We start from the raw sequence: 17,218 nt of genomic DNA on the forward strand, positions 1-17,218 counted from the left end.
CCGGCGTTGCCTCCCCCTGTTTCAATGTATGTTGCAAGCCTTTTAGATTAGAAATTTCTGTTGCAAGAAGGCGTCGTTTGTGATTTTCTCCAGCTGGCCCTAGGCCGACAAATGCCCCGACGGAGGTCCGCCACAACGAGCGGGATTCGGGGCGTCTCTGGGAGGAACTTGAATGCGTATCACGAAAGCAATCGGCGCGACCATCGCGCTGTCGATGATGCTTGGCCTGACCCCGGCAGCGCGGGCGGCCGATGCCGACCACAAGGACGAGTGGTCCAAGATCAACATCCTTTTCGTGCCTTGGTCGCAGTCCTCGAACCCATTTTTCGAGGCGGTGATCAGCGGCGCCAAGGATGCCGCCGCCCAGCAGGGCGTCAACATCGACGTCCAGTTCGGCGAAGAAGACCAGCAGCACCAGCTTGGTATCCTTGAGACCGGCATTGCCAACAAGGTCACGGCCATCGCCGTCAACATCTCCGATGACAACGCCTATATCGACGTCCTGTGCAACGCCATGAAGCAGAACATCCCAGTCGTCACCTTCAACATCGATGACTCCCGTCACGGCGCGGCGGGCTCCACCTGCCGGCTGGCCTTCATGGGCCAGAACTTCACCGACGCCGGCTATGTGCTTGGCAAGCGCATGATCGAGGAGCACCATCTGAAGAAGGGCGACGTCGTGTTCACGCCCGTCGAGGCACCTCAGGCGACCTACGCCGTGCAGCGCCATGCCGGCGTGCAGAAGGCCCTGGAAGAGATCGGTGCGACCTCGGAGATCCTCGGTACTGGCAACGACCACGCCCAAGCGCTCAACCTCATGACCCAGTACTTGCTCGGGCACCCCAATACCGCCGCCGTGATCGGCCTTGGTCAAACGCCTACCAGTCAAGCCGTTCAGTCAATAAAGGACGCCGGCCTCAAGATCCCGTCCGCGGGTTTCGACGTCTCCAAGGAAATTCTCGACAACATCGCCAACGGGGAACTTACCGCCGCGGTCGACCAGCAGCCCTACAGCCAGGGCTACTATGCCGTGACCCAGCTCGCCCTTTATCTCAAATACGGCCTCTACCCATCCGAGATGGATACGGGCGGCAAGGGCCTCATCGACAAGACCAACTACAAGCTTGCCGAGAAATGGGCCGGTCCCGTCCGCTAGACCAAGGTTGACGCTACACGACGACGTCCCGCGGCCCTTGCGGCCGCCGGCGCCAAAATCCGTCCAACGTGAGGGCAAGATGACACTGAGCCAGTCCGACCATATTCGAAAGGCCATCGCGGCGCGGGCCAAGCGCCCGCTGACCGTCAAGCTCGGCGACTGGATCCGCGATCGCCCCGAAGGCGGCATTGCGGTCATGTTCATCCTGGTGCAGATCGTGTGCGTCATCGCCGCTCTGATATTCCCGGACTCGTTTCGCTACCTGGTGCCGGCCAACATCTCTGTCACGCTGAAGTCGATCGCCGTGCCCGGCATCATGGCGCTGGGCGTCGGCATCCTGATGATCGCGGGTGAGTACGACCTTTCGGTGGGCGCGCAATATTCGCTGCTGTCGATCATTTGCGCCGAGGTCTCGAACCATTTCATGGGCGACATCGCCGCCGATCCCAGCAGCGCGCTAGCGCCCTTCATGGGCATGGCGTTCGCGTTGGCTCTGGGCGTGCTGATCGGTATCGCGCACGCCTTCATCACCCTTCGGTTCAACATACCGTCGTTTATCACCACGCTGGGAGGCATGCTGTTCTGGAAGGGCACGACGCTGTTTGTTCATGGCTCATCGGCGCTGCGCTTCAAGCCGACCGAACCCTTCGCCACCCTGTTCGGTGGAGAAGTCGGCGTCGTCCATGCCTCGATGATCTGGTTTCTCGTTTTTGCCGTGATCTTTTATTTTCTCCTGCACCATCATCGGATGGGCAACCACTTCTTCGCTGTCGGCGGCAACCGCAACGCCGCCGTCGCCATCGGCATCAATCCGGTTCGCACCAAGACCGTCGCGTTCGCGTTGGCCGGGTTCATGGCCGCCTTCTCTGGCATCGTGGCGGCGTCTCGCGTGGGCTCCATTCAGCCAGGCGGCGGTTTGGGCATGGAATTGCAAACAATCGCGGCATGCGTGATCGGCGGCTTCGCCCTGACCGGCGGCCGCGGTTCCATCCTGGGCATTGTACTGGGAACTGCGTTGGTTTTCACCATTCAGGATGTTCTGCTGCTGCTGCGGGCGCCGGCCTTCTATTTCGACATGTTCGTGGGGGCCCTGATTGTGCTGGCGGTGGTCATGAACACCGCGGTCCGTCGAGTGCGAGGCTGAGGAAGGAAGATGAGTATGCTGAGCAAGGCAGCAGCCGACACCGGCACACCGCTCTATGAAGCGCGCAATATCGTCAAGAAATACGGTTCGTTCCTCGCCCTCGACAACATGAATTTCCACATCGGCAGCAACGAGGTTGTGGGACTTCTGGGGGACAATGGCGCTGGCAAATCGACCTTGGTCAAGATGATTTCCGGCATCAATCCTCCAACATCGGGTGAGATCTACGTCGGCGGCAGGAAGACGGAAATTCGAAACCGCGCTGCCTCCGAGGCAGCCGGTATCGAAACCATCTACCAGGACATTGCCCTGGTCGATTCCATGTCCATTAGTCGCAATATCTTCATGGGGCGTGAATTGACCAGGCGCTTAGGCTTCATGGACCACAGGGCAATGCGCGACAAAGCGATCGATATCCTTGGCAGTGCGGTGCAGATCTCCGGCATCGATGACCCTGACAAAGAGGTTGGCTTCCTGTCGGGCGGCCAGAAGCAGGCGGTTGCGATCGCACGCGCGGTCCACTTCAAGCGCAACATCCTTTTGCTCGACGAGCCGACCTCTGCGCTATCGGTCCGCGAGACCGAGCACCTTCTAGCCTATGTACGCGATCTGAAGCGCGAGGGTACCTCCAGCGTCCTGGTCACTCATAACCTCTACCACGCCTACATGGTCTGCGATCGTTTCGTCGTGATGAGCCACGGGACCAAGGTCTTCGAAGCCGCCAAGAAGGACACAACAATCGAAGAACTCACGGATCATGTGATCCGCACATGAGCACGCCGTCGCGGCGTCATACGGGCGCAACCAGCGTGCCGCAATTCATGGTTTCGCCAAGATGGATTTGGCAAGGGGTAAACGGCTCGGATGACCGTGGCAGCAGCCGGCACAAATGCGCGGAGCGTCTTGGAAAAACGCCTTGGGAGTATGCGACATGGGCAAGACACTGAAGGACTATGGACTGAAGGGCAGCAACTCCGCGGCCGCTGTAGCCGGGGGGTTGGCTGGTGCGCAATGGTACGCCTCGCCAATTCCTCGCAAGGAAATGAAGGAGCTGATGAAACGCAGTGACGGCCCTGCGGTTCGCGACACGCTGATCTGGTTTGCAATCCTGGGTGCGAGCGGAACAGCTCTTTACATGACATGGGGCTTGCTGTGGGCGATACCTGTGTTTCTAATTTACAGCATATTCTATGGATCGTGCGGCGACTCCCGCTGGCACGAATGCGGTCACGGGACCGCATTCAAATCGCGTTGGTTAAACATTGCGGTTTACCATCTGGCTTCGTTCATGATCCTGCGTAACGGCACACTGTGGCGCTGGAGCCATAGCCGTCACCATACAGACACCATCGTGGTCGGACGCGACCCGGAGATCGCCCTGACAAGGCCGCCAAATCTTACAGGCGCATTCCTCGATCTGCTTTATATCAAGACCGGATTTTCCGAGCTCCGCAAGATGGCGCGGCATATCTTCGGGGTAATGACCGCAGACGAACAGGACTTCGTGCCTGAGACGGAGCGCTGGAAGATATTTCTCGAGGCCAGGCTGCAGGCGCTCCTGCTAACGGCCATGGTCGTGTGGGCGGTTGCGATCAAAAGCTGGCTCCCGCTGATGTTGGTCGGCCTGCCAACTTTCTTCGGTGCTTGGCTCGACGTTGTTGTTTTCGGATACACCCAGCATGCCGGGCTGGCGGAAGACGTGATTGACCATCGGCTGAATACACGCACGGTTCGTCTCAATCCGCTCTTCCGCTTTATTTATTGGAATATGAACTTTCACCTGGAGCATCACATGTTCCCAATGGTGCCCTACCACGCTCTTCCGAAGCTGCACGAAATCATGAAGGACGACTCTGCCGCTCCTTATCCGAGCCTATGGGCGGCATGGAAGGAGATTGCTCCCGCGTTGTGGCGACAGCGACGAGACCCGACATACTTTGTCCTTCGCACCCTGCCGTCGAGCGCTCGTCCTGTCGCCGAATTCGCGTCGCTAAACGCGTCGCCGGCTGGTGCCGCGTCGTGACTCCGGTCCGCATTCGCCACATCTGAGATTACATCCCGGGATGTAAGTCGCCGGGGCGGACAAGTGACCAACAACGCAGCCACCTCCTTTGCGATGTGGCTCGCACCACCCGGGAGGGAACCAAATGAGTCTTGTTGCATCCGATGAAACGCGATTTCCACCGATCACACGCCGGCTCAGGCTGGGCTTCGTCGGCGGCGGGCGCGGCGCCCTGATCGGGCAGGTTCACGCCATGGGCGCGCGGCTCTCCAATCGATGGCAAGCGGTGGCCGGCGCCCTTTCATCCGACCCAGAGGTCGCATTGGCCTCCGGTCGCGATTGGCTGCTTGACCGCGTCTACACTGACTATCAGGAGATGGCCCGGCACGAGGCAACGCTCCCGGACGGCATCGAGGCGGTGGTCATCTCGACGCCGAACTGGACCCACAAGAACATCGCCGAGGCCTTTCTCAAGAAGGGCATTGACGTGATCTGCGACAAGCCGCTCACCACTAGGGTTGAGGACGCGCTGGAACTCGTAAGACTGCAGAAGGACACAGGCCTTGTTGTCGGCGTTACCTATCCCTACACCTCGCACGCCATGGTCAGACAGGCGCGCGAGCTTGTGTTGGCGGGTGAACTCGGCCGTGTGCGGCAAATTCATGTCGAGTACATGCAGGACTGGGCAACCGAACCGGATGATCCGAACTTCAAGGGAGCTCGATGGCGCCGAGACCCCCAGCGCATGGGCCGTGCCTCGGCGACCAATGACATAGGCACACATGCTTTCCATCTCGCCCACTTCGTTACAGGCTTGGAGATGGTCCAGTGCCGGGCTGAGTTTCATGTGTGCGGCGCGCCGAAAGCGATGGAGGATACCGCCTTCGTGCAAACTCGCTATGAGGGAGGCGTGCCCGGAACGCTCTGGGTCACGCAGGCCGCCCCAGGCAACTATTGCGGGCTCAGGATCAGGGTCTATGGCGACAAAGCAGGGCTTGAATGGGATCAAGAAAAGCCGGAATTCCTCCGTTTCAATAGATTGAACCAGCCAGAGACTGTGTTCGTACGCGGACATGGCGCTGGCATGGTAACGCAAGCCGAGCGCCTCATAACCATGCCACGTGGTCATCCCGAGGCGCTTTCGGATGCCTGGGCCAATCTGTACACCGAGTTTGCCATTGCCATCGAAGCCCGCCGCAACGGAAAGTCCGTACCTGCGGGCCTGCTGAACTACCCCAGCGTCGCCGACGGCGCGCGGGGGGTCAAGTTCGTCGATGCCTGTGCCGACAGCCATGAGGCGGGCAGTGTCTGGCGGGACTGCAAGATCGTGATTTGACCGCGCGGGCTCGGATAGCCCAGCAGCCCACCGCTGCGACAAAGCTTTGACAAAGGACACTGCGATGCGACTGGGATTGGGCCTGATCGGTTCAGGCTTCATGGGCAGGACCCATGCGTTTGGTTTCACTGCTGTCAATCACGTCTTCGACCTTCCCATCAAGGTCGATCGGGTGGTGCTGGCCGACGTCGACGGCAACCGCGCCAGAGACGCGGCGGCCGCACTCGGATTTGACGACTCCACCGACAACTGGGGGGAACTTATAGCGCGGGACGATGTCCATATCGTGGACATCACCGCGCCCAACATTCTTCACAGGGAAATGGCATTGGCCGCCATCGCGGCGGGCAAGCACGTCTATTGCGAGAAGCCGCTTGCTCCGAGCACTTCCGAGGCGTTGGAAATGACGCTTGCCGCGGAGGCGGCTGGCGTCGTCACGGCCGTCGGCTTCAACTACTTGAAGAATCCGATGCTGAAGCTCGCCAAGGAGATCATCGAGAGCGGCGAAATCGGCGAGGTGCGATCTTTCAACGGCATCCATGCGGAAGACTACATGGCGGATGCGCAGGCGCCGTGGACGTGGCGGCTCGACCCAGCCGGCGGCGGCGGCGCGCTGGCAGATCTCGGCAGTCACGTCGTGGCGACAGCGCGCTATCTGGTCGGCCCGATCGCCGAGGTGCTGGGCGATCTTCGAACCGTCATAACCGAACGCCCCGAAGCATTGGGATCAATGACACGCCGCAAGGTCGACGTGGAAGACATTGGCCGCGCTTTTGTTCGTTTCGAGAACGGAGCTACCGGCTGCATCCAGGCCAATTGGATCGAGACCGGACGCAAGATGCAACACGACTTCGCTATCTCCGGATCGAGGGGTGGAATTGCCTTTAGTCAGGAGCGCTTTAATGAGCTCGACCTTTATCTCACGTCAGACGCGCAAGGCCGCAGCGGTTTCCGGAAGATATTCGCCGGACCCGCGCACGATCCATATGGTGCGTTCTGCGTCGCGCCCGGTCATCAGATCGGCTTCAATGATCTCAAGACCATTGAAGTGTGCGACTTCCTGCGAGCCGTTGCTGGCGAAAAGGCTGGTCACGCGGGCTTCCGGGAGGGGCTGGAGGTGCAGCGCACCGTCGAAGCGATCTACAGCTCAGCAAAGGCTGGCACGTGGCGCAACGTCGAATGAGCGGGTCTAACAAAAGACCTTTAGCGAAAGGCGCAGCGACAGCCTTTGCCGATTCCACGGTGGCAGCAACAGCAAATCAGATGGAACGCAAGGACAACCGCGCGATGTTCCAGGCCTGCTCGACATGGTGCCGGGCGGCGGCTTGCGCCTTGTCGGCCTCACGTGCCCTTATCGCGTTCATGATATCTTCCATCTCGGCGATCGCAGGACCGCGCCGATTGGCCGAGGCGATCGTCATCGATCGTAATTGATTGATGCGCACGTTCAATCCTTGCACGATTTCCCAGGCGATCAGCTTGCCTGCGGCAACAAACAAATTCTCGTAAAAGCGCGATGTTGCCCGCATCACCTCGACGGGAATGCTTGAGGCCCATGCCTTGAGCAGGTCCTCATACGCGCGTTCAAGACCTTCAATCTGTTCGCTGGTTGCGGTGAGCGCGCAGGCACGCGCCGCGATCCCCTCAAGCAAGGCACGCAACTCATAGATCTCCTCCGTACGGTTGAGGTCGGGTCGCGCTACCGCCGGCCCGTGCCCTGGAATCATCTGGACAAGGCCCTCGGTCTCCAACTGACGCAGCACTTCTCGAACCACGGAACGACTGACGCCGAGTTGGTCGCAAAGCGGCCGTTCGACAAGCCTTTCACCTGGCTGGAACCGAAAATCCATGATCGCTTCGCGCATGCGTTCCAGCGCCAGGGTCCGAAGCGTTTTTGTCGAGCGCTCGATGCGAAGTGTATCGTCCATGGATTGGTCCTTTCACGAATGACGAAACCAGATTCGAATGGCTGTTGACAAGGCGCTTTGGCCGATAATAGTATGGTATACCATATTATGGAATGTGAGTTCAACCTTGGTCAATTTCCAGAGGACCTCTATGAGCCCTGCTATTCGGAAGATAGTGACCCATGTCGAGACCACTCTGATCGAGGGTGGCAAGGCGGCACCCAGGCCCCTGCGCCTAATAGGCGTCGCTGCTGTCTTGGACAACCCGTGGGCGGGCAAGGGGTTTACCGATGACCTTTCGCCCGCGATACGGGCCTATGCGCCGGTGCTTGGCGAGTTGCTTACCCGTGAGATTCTTGCCGTCGCCGGTTCCGGCGAGGCGATCGAGGGCTACGGCAAGGCTGCCATCTGCGGCACCTCAGGCGAGATCGAACACGCCTCGGCGCTGATCCACACCCTGCATTTCGGCAACCACTATCGCCGTGCCGTTGGCGCCAAGACCTATCTCGCCTTCACCAATCTGCGTGGCGGGCCGAACACGCCAATCATGATCCCGCTGATGGACAAGAACGACGAAGGCCGCCGCTCCCACTATTTGACCGTGCATTTCCAGATCGGCGACGCGCCGGCGCCGGACGAACTGGTGGTGGCGCTCGGCGCTTCCATTGGCGGACGTCCGCACCACCGCATCGGCGACCGCTATCAGGATCTGAAGGAGGTCGGTGATCTGCATGGCTGACGCCGCCGCCCTTGCATGGGTCCGGGACACGGCTCCGGACGGAACCGGCTTCATCCGTGCCGGCTCCGGCGCGCCGGTTCTGCTCATCCACGGCGTCGGTATGAATGCCGGGATCTGGCAGGCGCAGATCGAGCTGATGCAGGATCGCCGCGAGCTGATCGCCATCGATATGCTCGGCCATGGAAATTCGCCGCTGCCGCCGGAAAACTCCAACCTGTCCGACTTTGCCGACCAGGCGATCCGCTTGCTCGATCACCTCGGTCTCGCCTCTGTTTCGATCGTCGGCCACTCCATGGGGGCGCTGGTCGCTCTCGAAATCGCCCTTCGCGCACCGTCGCGTGTCGACTCCGTCATCTGCCTCAACGGCGTGTTCCGTCGTCCTGAGGCATTGGCGCAGGCGGTGCTCGAACGCGCGGCAGCACTCGGCTCTCATGCCGATCCTTCGGCCATCGCCGCAACGCTTGCCCGCTGGTTCGGCGACCCGCTGCCGGCCACCCTTGCCAGTGCAGCCGCAACGGCACGCACGGCGCTTGAAGGCGTCAGCGCTCAGGGCTACGCGCGCACCTATCGCCTGTTTGCCCGCGCCGATACCGAGCATGTCGACCGCCTGGCCGAGCTCGCAGCGCCGGCACTGTTCATGACCGGATCGGAAGACAGGAATTCCACGCCGGCCATGTCGGCGGCGATGGCCCGACTGGCACCGCACGGGCAATGTCTCGTTCTCAGCGGCGAAAGACACATGATGACAATCGCTTCGCCGGAAAAAGTGACTCAACACATGATGGCGTTTCTCGATGCGGAGAAAGACGCTGCCATTAGGCCGGAGATGGCTGCTGCATTTGACGCCGGCGAATTCAGGCGGGCGCTCGGCTCGTTCCTGACCGGTGTCACCATCGTCACCACGGTCAGTGCGGAGGGCGAGCCACGCGGCTTCACCGCCAACTCCTTCACCTCGGTATCGCTCGATCCGCCGCTGGTGCTTGTGTGCATCGCCAAGAAGGCGTTGGGGCACAGCGCCTTTTCGACCTCGAGAGGTTTCGCCATCAACATCCTGTCGGAGAGCCAGAAGGTAGAATCCGGCATCTTCGCCTCCAAGGCCGCCGATAAATTCGCTTCTGTTGCCTGGCAGTCCGGGCAAACCGGCAATCCGCTGATCGACGGTTCCGTCGCCGTATTCGATTGCGGCATGGAGCAACTGGTCGACGCAGGTGACCATTCGATCCTGATCGGCCGCGTTCGCGACTTCACCCACAATGGCGCGCAGCCGCTTGGCTATTGCCGCGGCACCTATGTCACACCCGGCCTCAGCCAGGAGGCGCTGGCGGCAGCACCTCATGGGACCGAAGTTGGTGCCATTCTCGAGAATGAAGGCCGCGTGCTGTTCTTCGAAACATCGGGCGGTTTCCACGAATTGCCGGCGGGTCGCGGGCTGGGCTCGCCGAAGGACGCTCGCAGCCTCAAGGGATGCCTCGCCGCCAAGGCTGTCGACGCACAGCTCGGCTTCCTGTTTGCGGTGTGGGACGACGCGGCCGATCCGTCGCGCTCACACGTCTACTACCGGGGAACGGTTACCGCACCCAATCCCAGCGATCGCCAGACGCGGCTTGTCGAGATCGACGATATCGCCGATCTGAAGATCGCCGATCCGGCGGTTCGTTCCATGCTGACCCGCTATATCAGTGAACGCACGGAAGATGCTTTCGGTGTCTATGTCGGCAACGAGGTCGAAGGCGAAGTCCGGCCGCTCGCCAGGGCCGCGTCGCCCCAAGCTCTTACTGGTCGCAGGTGATGCCAATGAAATTTTCGCTGTTCGTCCACATGGAGCGCTCGGATCTGGCGAAGCCGCATTCCGAGCTTGTTGCCGAACTGGAGGAACTTGTCGTGCTGGCCGAGCAGGCCGGCTTCGAGACCGCCTGGATCGGTGAGCATCACGGGATGGAATTCACCATCTCGCCCAACCCTTTCATCAACATCGCCTATTTGGGCGCCAAGACGAGCACGATCCGGCTCGGCACCGGAACCATCGTCGCGCCGTTTTGGCACCCGATCAAGCTTGCAGGCGAAGCGGCGATGGCCGACGTCATCACCGGCGGCCGGCTCGACATCGGCATTGCACGCGGCGCCTATGCATACGAATACCAGCGGCTTTTCCCCGGGCTCGAAGCCTGGGGCGCGGGTCAGCGCATGCGCGAAATGGTACCGGCGATCCGTGGCCTGTGGGATGGCGATTTCGAGCTCTCTGGCGAGTTCTGGTCGTTTCCCTCGACCACCGCGTCGCCCAAGCCGCTGCAAGAACCTTATCCGCCGATCTGGGTGGCGGCGCGCGATCCCAACTCGCACGATTTCGCGGTTGCCAACAAATGCAACGTGCAGGTGACGCCGCTCGCCTCCGGCGATGGCGAAGTGACTAGCCTCATGGAGCGCTTCAACACCGCCTGTGCTTCCCACCCGGAGATAGCACGGCCGGAAATAATGCTCTTGATGCACACATTCGTGGCCGAGGACGCAGCCGACGCCCATCGCCTGACACGGGACCTGTCGCAATTCTACTGCCAGTTCGGCGCCTGGTTCCAGAACAAGAAGCCAGTGCGCCAGGGCGTGCTGGAGGCGCTGACCGAGGCCGAGATCGCGGCCATGCCGCAATACGCGCCAGACAAGATCCGGCAAAATCTGGTGATCGGCGAAGCCGAGGAGGTGATCGCCAGGCTCAAGGCTTATGAGGCGCTCGGCTACGACCAGTATTCGATCTGGATCGACAGCGGCCTTTCGCACGCGCGCAAGAAGAAATCGCTGCAGCTGTTCATCGACAAAGTGATGCCGGCCTTCCGGGGACCGCGCACGTGATGGGCACCGGCGAATTCAGGAACTACATAGACGGCAACTTCGTCGAAGGGGCAGCGACCTTCGACAGCATCGACCCGTCGACCGGCGCAACATGGGCAAAAATGCCAGCTGCATCAGCCGCCGACGTCGACCGCGCTGTCGAAGCCGCCCACCGGGCACTGCGATCCGGTCCGTGGGCAGCGATGACGGCGAGCGCCCGTGGCAAGCTTTTGGTGCGGCTCGGCGATCTCGTCGTCGCCAATGCCGATCGGCTGGCGCAATTGGAGACGCGCGATACCGGCAAGATCATCCGCGAGACCCGCGCCCAGATCGCCTATGTCGGCGACTACTGCCGCTACTATGGCGGTCTCGCCGACAAGCACGAAGGCTCGTTTGTTCCCATCGACAAGGCGGATATGGAGGTGACGATCCGGCCCGAACCGATCGGCGTCGTAGCCGCCATTGTGCCGTGGAACTCGCAGCTCTTCCTGTCCGCCGTCAAGCTCGGGCCGGCGCTGGCCGCCGGCTGCACCGTCGTCCTCAAGGCGTCGGAGGATGGCCCCGCCCCGCTGCTGGCCTTCGCCGAACTGGTTCATGAGGCGGGCTTTCCCGCCGGCACCGTCAACATCCTGACCGGCTTCGGCCATGATTGCGGACACCGCCTGACCAGCCATCCCCTGGTCGCCCGCGTCGCCTTCACCGGCGGCCCGGCGACGGCCCGCCAGATCGTCAGGAACACGGCGGAAAATCTCGCCTACACGACGCTTGAGCTCGGCGGCAAAAGCCCGGTCGTGGTCTTTGCCGATGCCGATCTGGACAGTGCCGCCAACGCCGTCGTCGCCGGCATCTTTGCCGCCACCGGCCAGAGCTGCGTCGCCGGCTCGCGGCTGCTGGTCGAGCGCTCGGTGAAGGACGAGTTTCTCGCGCGGCTCAAGCGCAAGGCGGAGGCCATCAGGATCGGCGACCCCCAAGATGCCGAAACCGAAATGGGACCGCTCGCCACCGCGCGCCAGCGCGACTGGATCGAGAAGATCATCACCGAAAGCCTGGCCACGGGCGGCCGGCTGGTCACCGGCGGCGCGCACCCCGAGAGCAAGCCGGACGGCTTCTACTATGCGCCGACGATCATCGAAGCGCTCGATCAGAGCCTCGCCTGCGTGCGCGAAGAACTCTTCGGTCCGGTGCTCAGCGTGATCGCCTTCGACACGGAAGCCGAAGCGCTGGCGCTTGCCAACGACACCAAGTTCGGCTTGGCGTCCGGCGTCTTCACCACCAATCTTGCCAAAGCGCACCGCATGGCGCGCGGCATCCATGCCGGCGTGGTCTGGATCAACACCTACCGGGCCGTCTCGCCGCTGGTTCCGTTTGGCGGCTATGGCCAGTCGGGCCTCGGCCGCGAAGGCGGCATGGACGCCATCCGCGACTACACGCGTTCGAAATCGGTTTGGATACGCACTTCGGACGAACCAATTCCCGATCCATTTGTCATGCGGTAGCCGCCGCTGGCCGGAAAAACGCGATCAAGGCGAAAACGCCGGTCGCATCAGCAAACAACGAAGACAAATAGAGGAGAACGACATGAAACTGATCACGACCGGCGCCCTTGCCCGCCTTCTTGCAACGACACTTCTGGCAACAACACTTTTGGCAACGGCGGCCGCAAAGGCCGAGGACATGGTGTTCACCTCCTGGGGCGGGACGACCCAAGAAGCGCAGACCAAATCCTGGGCCGAACCGTTCACCGCCGCATCCGGCATCAAGGTCATGCAGGACGGCCCCACCGACTACGGCAAGCTGAAGGCGATGGTCGACGCCGGCAGCGTCAACTGGGATGTCGTCGACGTCGAGATGGATTTCGCCATCAAGGCGGCAAAGGACGGCCTGCTCGAGCCGATCGACTTCGCCGCCGTGCCGAAGGCCGATCTCGATCCGCGCTTCACCACCGGCCACGCCGTCGGCAGTTTCTATTATTCCTTCGTGCTTGCCTGGAACAAGGGCGCCGTTTCGGGCGACCCGGCCGGCTGGGCCGACATGTTCGACACCAAGAAATTCCCGGGCAAACGGACCTTCTACAAATGGTCGGCGCCCGGCGTCATCGAAATCGCGCTGCTGGCTGACGGCGTTCCCGCCGACAAGCTCTATCCGCTCGATCTCGACCGCGCCTTCAAGAAGCTAGACACCATCAAGCCGGACATCGTCTGGTGGGGCGGCGGGGCGGAGTCGCAGCAATTGATAGCGTCGGGCGAAGCGGCCTTCGGCCAGCTGTGGAACGGCCGCGTCTTTGCGTTGGAGAAGGACGGCGCCGATGTCGGCGTCTCCTGGAACCAGAACCTGACCGCGGCCGACGTCCTCGTGGTGCCGAAGGGCGCCAAGAACAAGGACGCCGCGATGAAGTTCCTCGCCGCGGCGAGCAGCCCGACCGGCCAGGCGAAATTTGCCGCAGCCAGCGGCTATGCGCCTGTCAACACCAAGGCCAAGGCCGAAATGGCGGCGGACGTCGTGAAGTCGCTGCCGGACGCCCATGTCGACGGGCAGATCAACCTCGACATGAACTACTGGGCCGAGCACCGCGACGAGATCGCCACGCGCTGGTACGCCTGGCAGGCGAAATAAGCCTGCCTCTTGAACAGCAAGGGACGAGACGGCCAGCACCGTCTCGTCCCATAGCCGGATCACTGCCATGTCGGTCGAAACACGCCAGAGCCTACCAGGATTCCGCATGCCGGCAGGCTTCGACAGCCTGCTGCCGGCGCTGGTCCTGATCGTGCTGTTCTTCGTCGTGCCGGTCTTGGCCCTGCTCTTGCGCAGTGTCATCGAGCCCGAACCCGGCCTGCAGAACTACGCAACGCTGCTGGGTGACGGCACCTATGCGCGGGTGTTCTTCAACACCTTCCTCGTCGCCTCGGTGGTCACCATCGTCACCGTCCTCGTCGCCTTTCCGGTCGCCTGGATGCTGGCGATCATGCCCTCGGCGCTGGCCTCGATCGTCCTCGGCGTCATTATCCTGTCGATGTGGACCAATCTCCTGACCCGCACCTATGCCTGGATGGTGCTGCTGCAGCGCACCGGCGTCATCAACCGGACGCTGATGGCCGCAGGAATCATCGACCAGCCGCTGCCGCTCATCAACAATCTGACCGGCGTCACCATCGGCATGGTCTACATCATGCTGCCCTTCATGATCCTGCCGCTGGTCGGCACGCTGCGGGCGATCGATCCGATGACGCTGCGCGCCGCCGCATTGTGCGGCGCCAGCCCCCTCCAGGCGTTCCGCCGCATCCTTTTGCCGCTGTCGCTGCCCGGTGTCGCCGCCGGCGGCCTGATGGTCTTCGTCATGTCACTCGGCTATTTCGTCACGCCGGCACTGCTCGGCGGCACCTCGAACATGATGCTGGCCGAAATGATCGCGCAGATGATCCAGTCGCTGCTCAACTGGGGGCTCGGCAGCGCCGCCGCCTTCATCCTCCTGGTCGTCACCATGGCGCTCTACGCGCTGCAGCTGCGCCTCGTCGGCGCCAGGCGCATGAGTGGAGGCGCCTGACATGCTGCTCGACTATGACCGCATGGGATGGCTGAAAATTGCCCTGCTCGGCTTCACCGCGCTGGTCGCCGGCTTTCTTCTGCTGCCGGTGGTCTTCATCGTCCTGCTCTCCTTCGGCTCGTCGCGCTGGCTCGCCTTCCCGCCGCCTGGCTGGACACTTAAATGGTACCAGGAGCTTTTTGCCGACCCGGCCTGGCTGGAGGCGGCTTTGACCAGCGCCCGCATCGCCACAATGACAGCGATCCTTGCCGTGGTGATCGGCCTACTCGCCTCCTTTGCCTTGGTCCGGGGCAGTTTCCGGGGGCGCGAGATCCTGCGCGGCCTGCTGCTGACGCCAATGGTGCTGCCCGTCGTCGTCTTCGCCGTCGCCATCTACGCCTTCTTCCTGCGCCTTGGCCTCGGCGGCACGACGATCGGCTTCGTCATCGCCCATACCGTGCTGGCGCTGCCCTTCTCCATCATTCCGATCGCCACGGCACTGGAAGGCTTCGACAAGTCGATCGAGGACGCGGCCATCGTCTGCGGCGCCAACCCGCTCGAGGCCAAGCTTCGGATCACCTTGCCGTCCATTCGCATTGGCATCTTTTCCGCCGCGATCTTTTCCTTCCTCGCCTCGTGGGATGAAGTCGTGGTGGCGATCTTCATGGCGAGCCCCTCCTTGCAAACCCTGCCCGTCAAGATCTGGGGCAGTCTGCGCTCGGATCTGAGCCCGGTCATCGCCGCCGCCTCCAGCCTGCTGGTCGGGCTGACGCTTGCCCTGATGGTGGTGACGGCGCTGCTGCAGCGAAAGGTCAAGACATGACCCAGCCCTTCCTCTCCATCCGCAAATTGCACAAGGCGTTCGGCGCGTTCACCGCCGTGCACGACGTCACCCTTGAGATTCCCAGGGGCGAATTCCTGACCTTTCTCGGACCGTCAGGCTCGGGGAAATCGACGACGCTCTATGCCATCGCCGGCTTCCAGGATCCGAGTTCCGGCGACGTGCAGTTGGAAGGCAAGTCCTTGCTGGCGATACCCTCGCACAAGCGCAACATCGGCATGGTGTTCCAGCGCTACACGCTGTTTCCGCATCTGACGGTGGCCGAGAACATTGCCTTTCCGCTGCGCGTCCGCCGCCGGCCCGACGCCGAGGTCAAGCGCAAGGTCGCCGATATGCTGGCGCTGGTGCGACTGGAAAGCTTTGCGGCGAGACTGCCTGGCGCCCTGTCAGGCGGCCAGCAGCAGCGCGTCGCGCTCGCCCGGGCCCTGGCCTACGATCCGCCGATCCTTTTGATGGACGAGCCGCTGTCGGCGCTCGACAAGAAGCTGCGCGAGGAGATCCAGGCCGAGATCCGCCGCATCCACCGCGAGACCGGCGTCACCATCCTCTATGTTACCCACGACCAGGAAGAGGCACTGCATCTCTCCGACCGCATCGCACTCTTCAGGGACGGTCGCATCGAGCAGACCGGCACCGGCGAGGACCTGTATCTCAGACCGGCCACCGACTTCGTCGCCGGCTTCATCGGCAATTCGAATTTCCTCACCGCCGAACATCTCGAAACCGCCAATGGCGCGGCAACGATCCGGCTGGCGGACGGTTCAGTCGTCTCCGGCGTGAGCGTCAACTGCACCTTCGACAAGGGGCAAAAAACCAGGCTGATGATCCGGCCGGAAGCGTTTGGCATGGAACGAAAGCCGGCGAGCGCGGAACTCGTTGTCGAGATCGTCGATGTCGCCTTCTATGGCGAACGACGGCGCATCGTCGCGCGCACGGCCACTGGACAGGAGATCGACATCAGGCCGACTTCCGCCGCCATGCGGTCGCAGGATCTGACGCCCTGCAGCCGTCAAGTCTTTTTCGATCCGGCGGCGGCATTCCTGTTTTCCGCATAACTGCCCGATCGAGAAAGCTCCTGCCAATGATCCTCCCGCCGCTCGCCGACGCGCGCCTCTTTCAACACCGGTGCCTTGTCGACGGCGAATTTGTCGGCACGCCGCGACCTCAGTCGAAAATCCGGCTGACGGCACGCTGATCGCGCATGTCCCCCGCTTAGGGATCAAGGAAGCGACCTAGGCCGTGGAGGCCGCAAAGCGCGGCCTGGGCTGGCCGCACGGCTAAGGATCGGAGCCGGGTTCGGCGGCGCTGGTTCGATCTCATGATCGAGCACCGCAACGATCTTGCCACCATCTTGACAGCCGAGCAGGGCAAGCCGCACGCGGAGGCGCTGGGTGAGATCGTCTATGCCGCCGCCTATTCCGAGGAAGCCAAGCGGATTGCCGGCGAAATCCTCGGCACGCCCGAGATCATGAATACCAATCAGGGCTCGCTCTTCATCGAGCGCCTGTGGCGGTCGCTGAAGTATGAATGCGTCTACCTGCACGCCTGGGAGACTGGGTCGCAGGCCAAGGCAGGCGTCGGTCGCTGGATCACCTTCTACAACTGTCAGTGGCCTCACGCAGCCCATGGCGGACAGCCGCCCGCCGTGGTCTACTTCAACAGCATCGAAACCGATCAGCAGGCGCGGAGAGTAGCTTAAACCACCCAGAAATCTGTCTGAAGATCGGGGAGTAGCTCAGTCGGACCGGGA

At 62.1% G+C, this 17,218-nt stretch carries 15 protein-coding genes and 1 pseudogene; 15 read left to right on the top strand and 1 reads right to left on the bottom strand.

Annotated features, from left to right (window positions below; translation table 11 throughout):
- Window positions 1-172: 172 nt before the first annotated feature.
- The 6 genes from NKJ67_RS02815 (at window position 173) to NKJ67_RS02840 (ending at window position 6,821) form a co-directional block, all read left to right on the top strand.
- Window positions 173-1,156 carry a substrate-binding domain-containing protein gene (locus tag NKJ67_RS02815; RefSeq protein ID WP_352580354.1) on the top strand — a complete coding sequence of 328 codons (984 nt, stop codon included), beginning with the start codon at window positions 173-175 and terminating at the stop codon, window positions 1,154-1,156.
- A 196-nt stretch (window positions 1,157-1,352) separates the two neighbouring features.
- Window positions 1,353-2,300, top strand: coding sequence for an ABC transporter permease (locus tag NKJ67_RS02820; RefSeq protein ID WP_352580355.1), 948 nt, complete (start codon window positions 1,353-1,355; stop codon window positions 2,298-2,300).
- A 9-nt stretch (window positions 2,301-2,309) separates the two neighbouring features.
- A complete protein-coding gene (locus NKJ67_RS02825; RefSeq protein ID WP_352580356.1) occupies window positions 2,310-3,074 on the top strand; it encodes an ATP-binding cassette domain-containing protein in 765 nt (254 codons plus the stop codon).
- A 157-nt stretch (window positions 3,075-3,231) separates the two neighbouring features.
- Complete coding sequence (locus tag NKJ67_RS02830) at window positions 3,232-4,323, top strand: fatty acid desaturase family protein (protein ID WP_352580357.1); 1,092 nt, start codon at window positions 3,232-3,234, stop codon at window positions 4,321-4,323.
- A 124-nt stretch (window positions 4,324-4,447) separates the two neighbouring features.
- Window positions 4,448-5,638, top strand: coding sequence for a Gfo/Idh/MocA family protein (locus NKJ67_RS02835; protein WP_352580358.1), 1,191 nt, complete (start codon window positions 4,448-4,450; stop codon window positions 5,636-5,638).
- 64 nt (window positions 5,639-5,702) lie between these two features.
- Entirely contained in the window at window positions 5,703-6,821 is a 1,119-nt protein-coding gene (locus NKJ67_RS02840) for a Gfo/Idh/MocA family protein (RefSeq protein ID WP_352580359.1), read from the top strand.
- A 76-nt stretch (window positions 6,822-6,897) separates the two neighbouring features.
- Here NKJ67_RS02840 and NKJ67_RS02845 read toward each other — a convergent pair whose 3' ends face one another.
- Window positions 6,898-7,566: a GntR family transcriptional regulator gene (locus NKJ67_RS02845; RefSeq protein WP_352580360.1), complete on the bottom strand. Its 669-nt coding sequence runs from the start codon at window positions 7,564-7,566 to the stop codon at window positions 6,898-6,900.
- Between the two features lie 130 nt (window positions 7,567-7,696).
- Here NKJ67_RS02845 and NKJ67_RS02850 point away from each other — a divergent pair, with 130 nt between their 5' ends.
- From NKJ67_RS02850 to NKJ67_RS35110, 9 genes and pseudogenes are all read left to right on the top strand, one after another.
- Entirely contained in the window at window positions 7,697-8,284 is a 588-nt protein-coding gene (locus NKJ67_RS02850; protein WP_031260025.1) for an amino acid synthesis family protein, read from the top strand.
- Entirely contained in the window at window positions 8,277-10,073 is a 1,797-nt protein-coding gene (locus NKJ67_RS02855; RefSeq protein WP_352580361.1) for an alpha/beta fold hydrolase, read from the top strand. The genes NKJ67_RS02850 and NKJ67_RS02855 overlap by 8 nt, the downstream gene beginning before the upstream one ends.
- Before the next feature lie 5 nt (window positions 10,074-10,078).
- On the top strand, window positions 10,079-11,128 hold the full coding sequence (locus tag NKJ67_RS02860; protein WP_352580362.1) for an LLM class flavin-dependent oxidoreductase: 1,050 nt from the start codon (window positions 10,079-10,081) through the stop codon (window positions 11,126-11,128).
- The gene (locus NKJ67_RS02865) at window positions 11,128-12,603 is read left to right on the top strand and encodes an aldehyde dehydrogenase (RefSeq protein ID WP_352580631.1); all 1,476 of its coding nucleotides are present in this window, start codon (window positions 11,128-11,130) and stop codon (window positions 12,601-12,603) included. The genes NKJ67_RS02860 and NKJ67_RS02865 overlap by 1 nt, the downstream gene beginning before the upstream one ends.
- Window positions 12,604-12,685: 82 nt before the next feature.
- Entirely contained in the window at window positions 12,686-13,720 is a 1,035-nt protein-coding gene (locus NKJ67_RS02870; RefSeq protein ID WP_352580363.1) for an ABC transporter substrate-binding protein, read from the top strand.
- 67 nt (window positions 13,721-13,787) lie between these two features.
- Complete coding sequence (locus NKJ67_RS02875) at window positions 13,788-14,648, top strand: ABC transporter permease (protein ID WP_352443022.1); 861 nt, start codon at window positions 13,788-13,790, stop codon at window positions 14,646-14,648.
- Between the two features lies 1 nt (window position 14,649).
- Complete coding sequence (locus NKJ67_RS02880; protein WP_352580364.1) at window positions 14,650-15,450, top strand: ABC transporter permease; 801 nt, start codon at window positions 14,650-14,652, stop codon at window positions 15,448-15,450.
- Window positions 15,447-16,523, top strand: a complete 1,077-nt coding sequence (locus NKJ67_RS02885; RefSeq protein WP_352580365.1) for an ABC transporter ATP-binding protein — start codon at window positions 15,447-15,449, stop codon at window positions 16,521-16,523. Before NKJ67_RS02880 ends, NKJ67_RS02885 begins: the two co-directional genes overlap by 4 nt.
- Window positions 16,524-16,735: 212 nt before the next feature.
- Window positions 16,736-17,167 (top strand): annotated as a pseudogene (locus tag NKJ67_RS35110) (aldehyde dehydrogenase family protein); the annotation flags it as partial.
- Window positions 17,168-17,218: the final 51 nt, after the last annotated feature.

The organism is Mesorhizobium sp. M0088 (genome assembly GCF_040322895.1).
Taxonomy (GTDB): domain Bacteria; phylum Pseudomonadota; class Alphaproteobacteria; order Rhizobiales; family Rhizobiaceae; genus Mesorhizobium.

Excerpts from the sequence above, each read along its gene's own strand:
- NKJ67_RS02830 (WP_352580357.1), top strand. The coding sequence starts at position 3,232 with ATGGGCAAGACACTGAAGGACTATGGACTGAAGGGCAGCAACTCCGCG.
- NKJ67_RS02835 (WP_352580358.1), top strand. The coding sequence starts at position 4,448 with ATGAGTCTTGTTGCATCCGATGAAACGCGATTTCCACCGATCACACGC.
- NKJ67_RS02865 (WP_352580631.1), top strand. The coding sequence starts at position 11,128 with ATGGGCACCGGCGAATTCAGGAACTACATAGACGGCAACTTCGTCGAA.
- NKJ67_RS02870 (WP_352580363.1), top strand. The coding sequence starts at position 12,686 with ATGAAACTGATCACGACCGGCGCCCTTGCCCGCCTTCTTGCAACGACA.
- NKJ67_RS02815 (WP_352580354.1), top strand. The coding sequence starts at position 173 with ATGCGTATCACGAAAGCAATCGGCGCGACCATCGCGCTGTCGATGATG.
- NKJ67_RS02880 (WP_352580364.1), top strand. The coding sequence starts at position 14,650 with ATGCTGCTCGACTATGACCGCATGGGATGGCTGAAAATTGCCCTGCTC.
- NKJ67_RS02855 (WP_352580361.1), top strand. The coding sequence starts at position 8,277 with ATGGCTGACGCCGCCGCCCTTGCATGGGTCCGGGACACGGCTCCGGAC.
- NKJ67_RS02860 (WP_352580362.1), top strand. The coding sequence starts at position 10,079 with ATGAAATTTTCGCTGTTCGTCCACATGGAGCGCTCGGATCTGGCGAAG.
- NKJ67_RS02840 (WP_352580359.1), top strand. The coding sequence starts at position 5,703 with ATGCGACTGGGATTGGGCCTGATCGGTTCAGGCTTCATGGGCAGGACC.
- NKJ67_RS02820 (WP_352580355.1), top strand. The coding sequence starts at position 1,353 with ATGTTCATCCTGGTGCAGATCGTGTGCGTCATCGCCGCTCTGATATTC.
- NKJ67_RS02850 (WP_031260025.1), top strand. The coding sequence starts at position 7,697 with ATGAGCCCTGCTATTCGGAAGATAGTGACCCATGTCGAGACCACTCTG.
- NKJ67_RS02825 (WP_352580356.1), top strand. The coding sequence starts at position 2,310 with ATGAGTATGCTGAGCAAGGCAGCAGCCGACACCGGCACACCGCTCTAT.
- NKJ67_RS02885 (WP_352580365.1), top strand. The coding sequence starts at position 15,447 with ATGACCCAGCCCTTCCTCTCCATCCGCAAATTGCACAAGGCGTTCGGC.
- NKJ67_RS02875 (WP_352443022.1), top strand. The coding sequence starts at position 13,788 with ATGTCGGTCGAAACACGCCAGAGCCTACCAGGATTCCGCATGCCGGCA.
- NKJ67_RS02845 (WP_352580360.1), bottom strand. The coding sequence starts at position 7,566 with ATGGACGATACACTTCGCATCGAGCGCTCGACAAAAACGCTTCGGACC.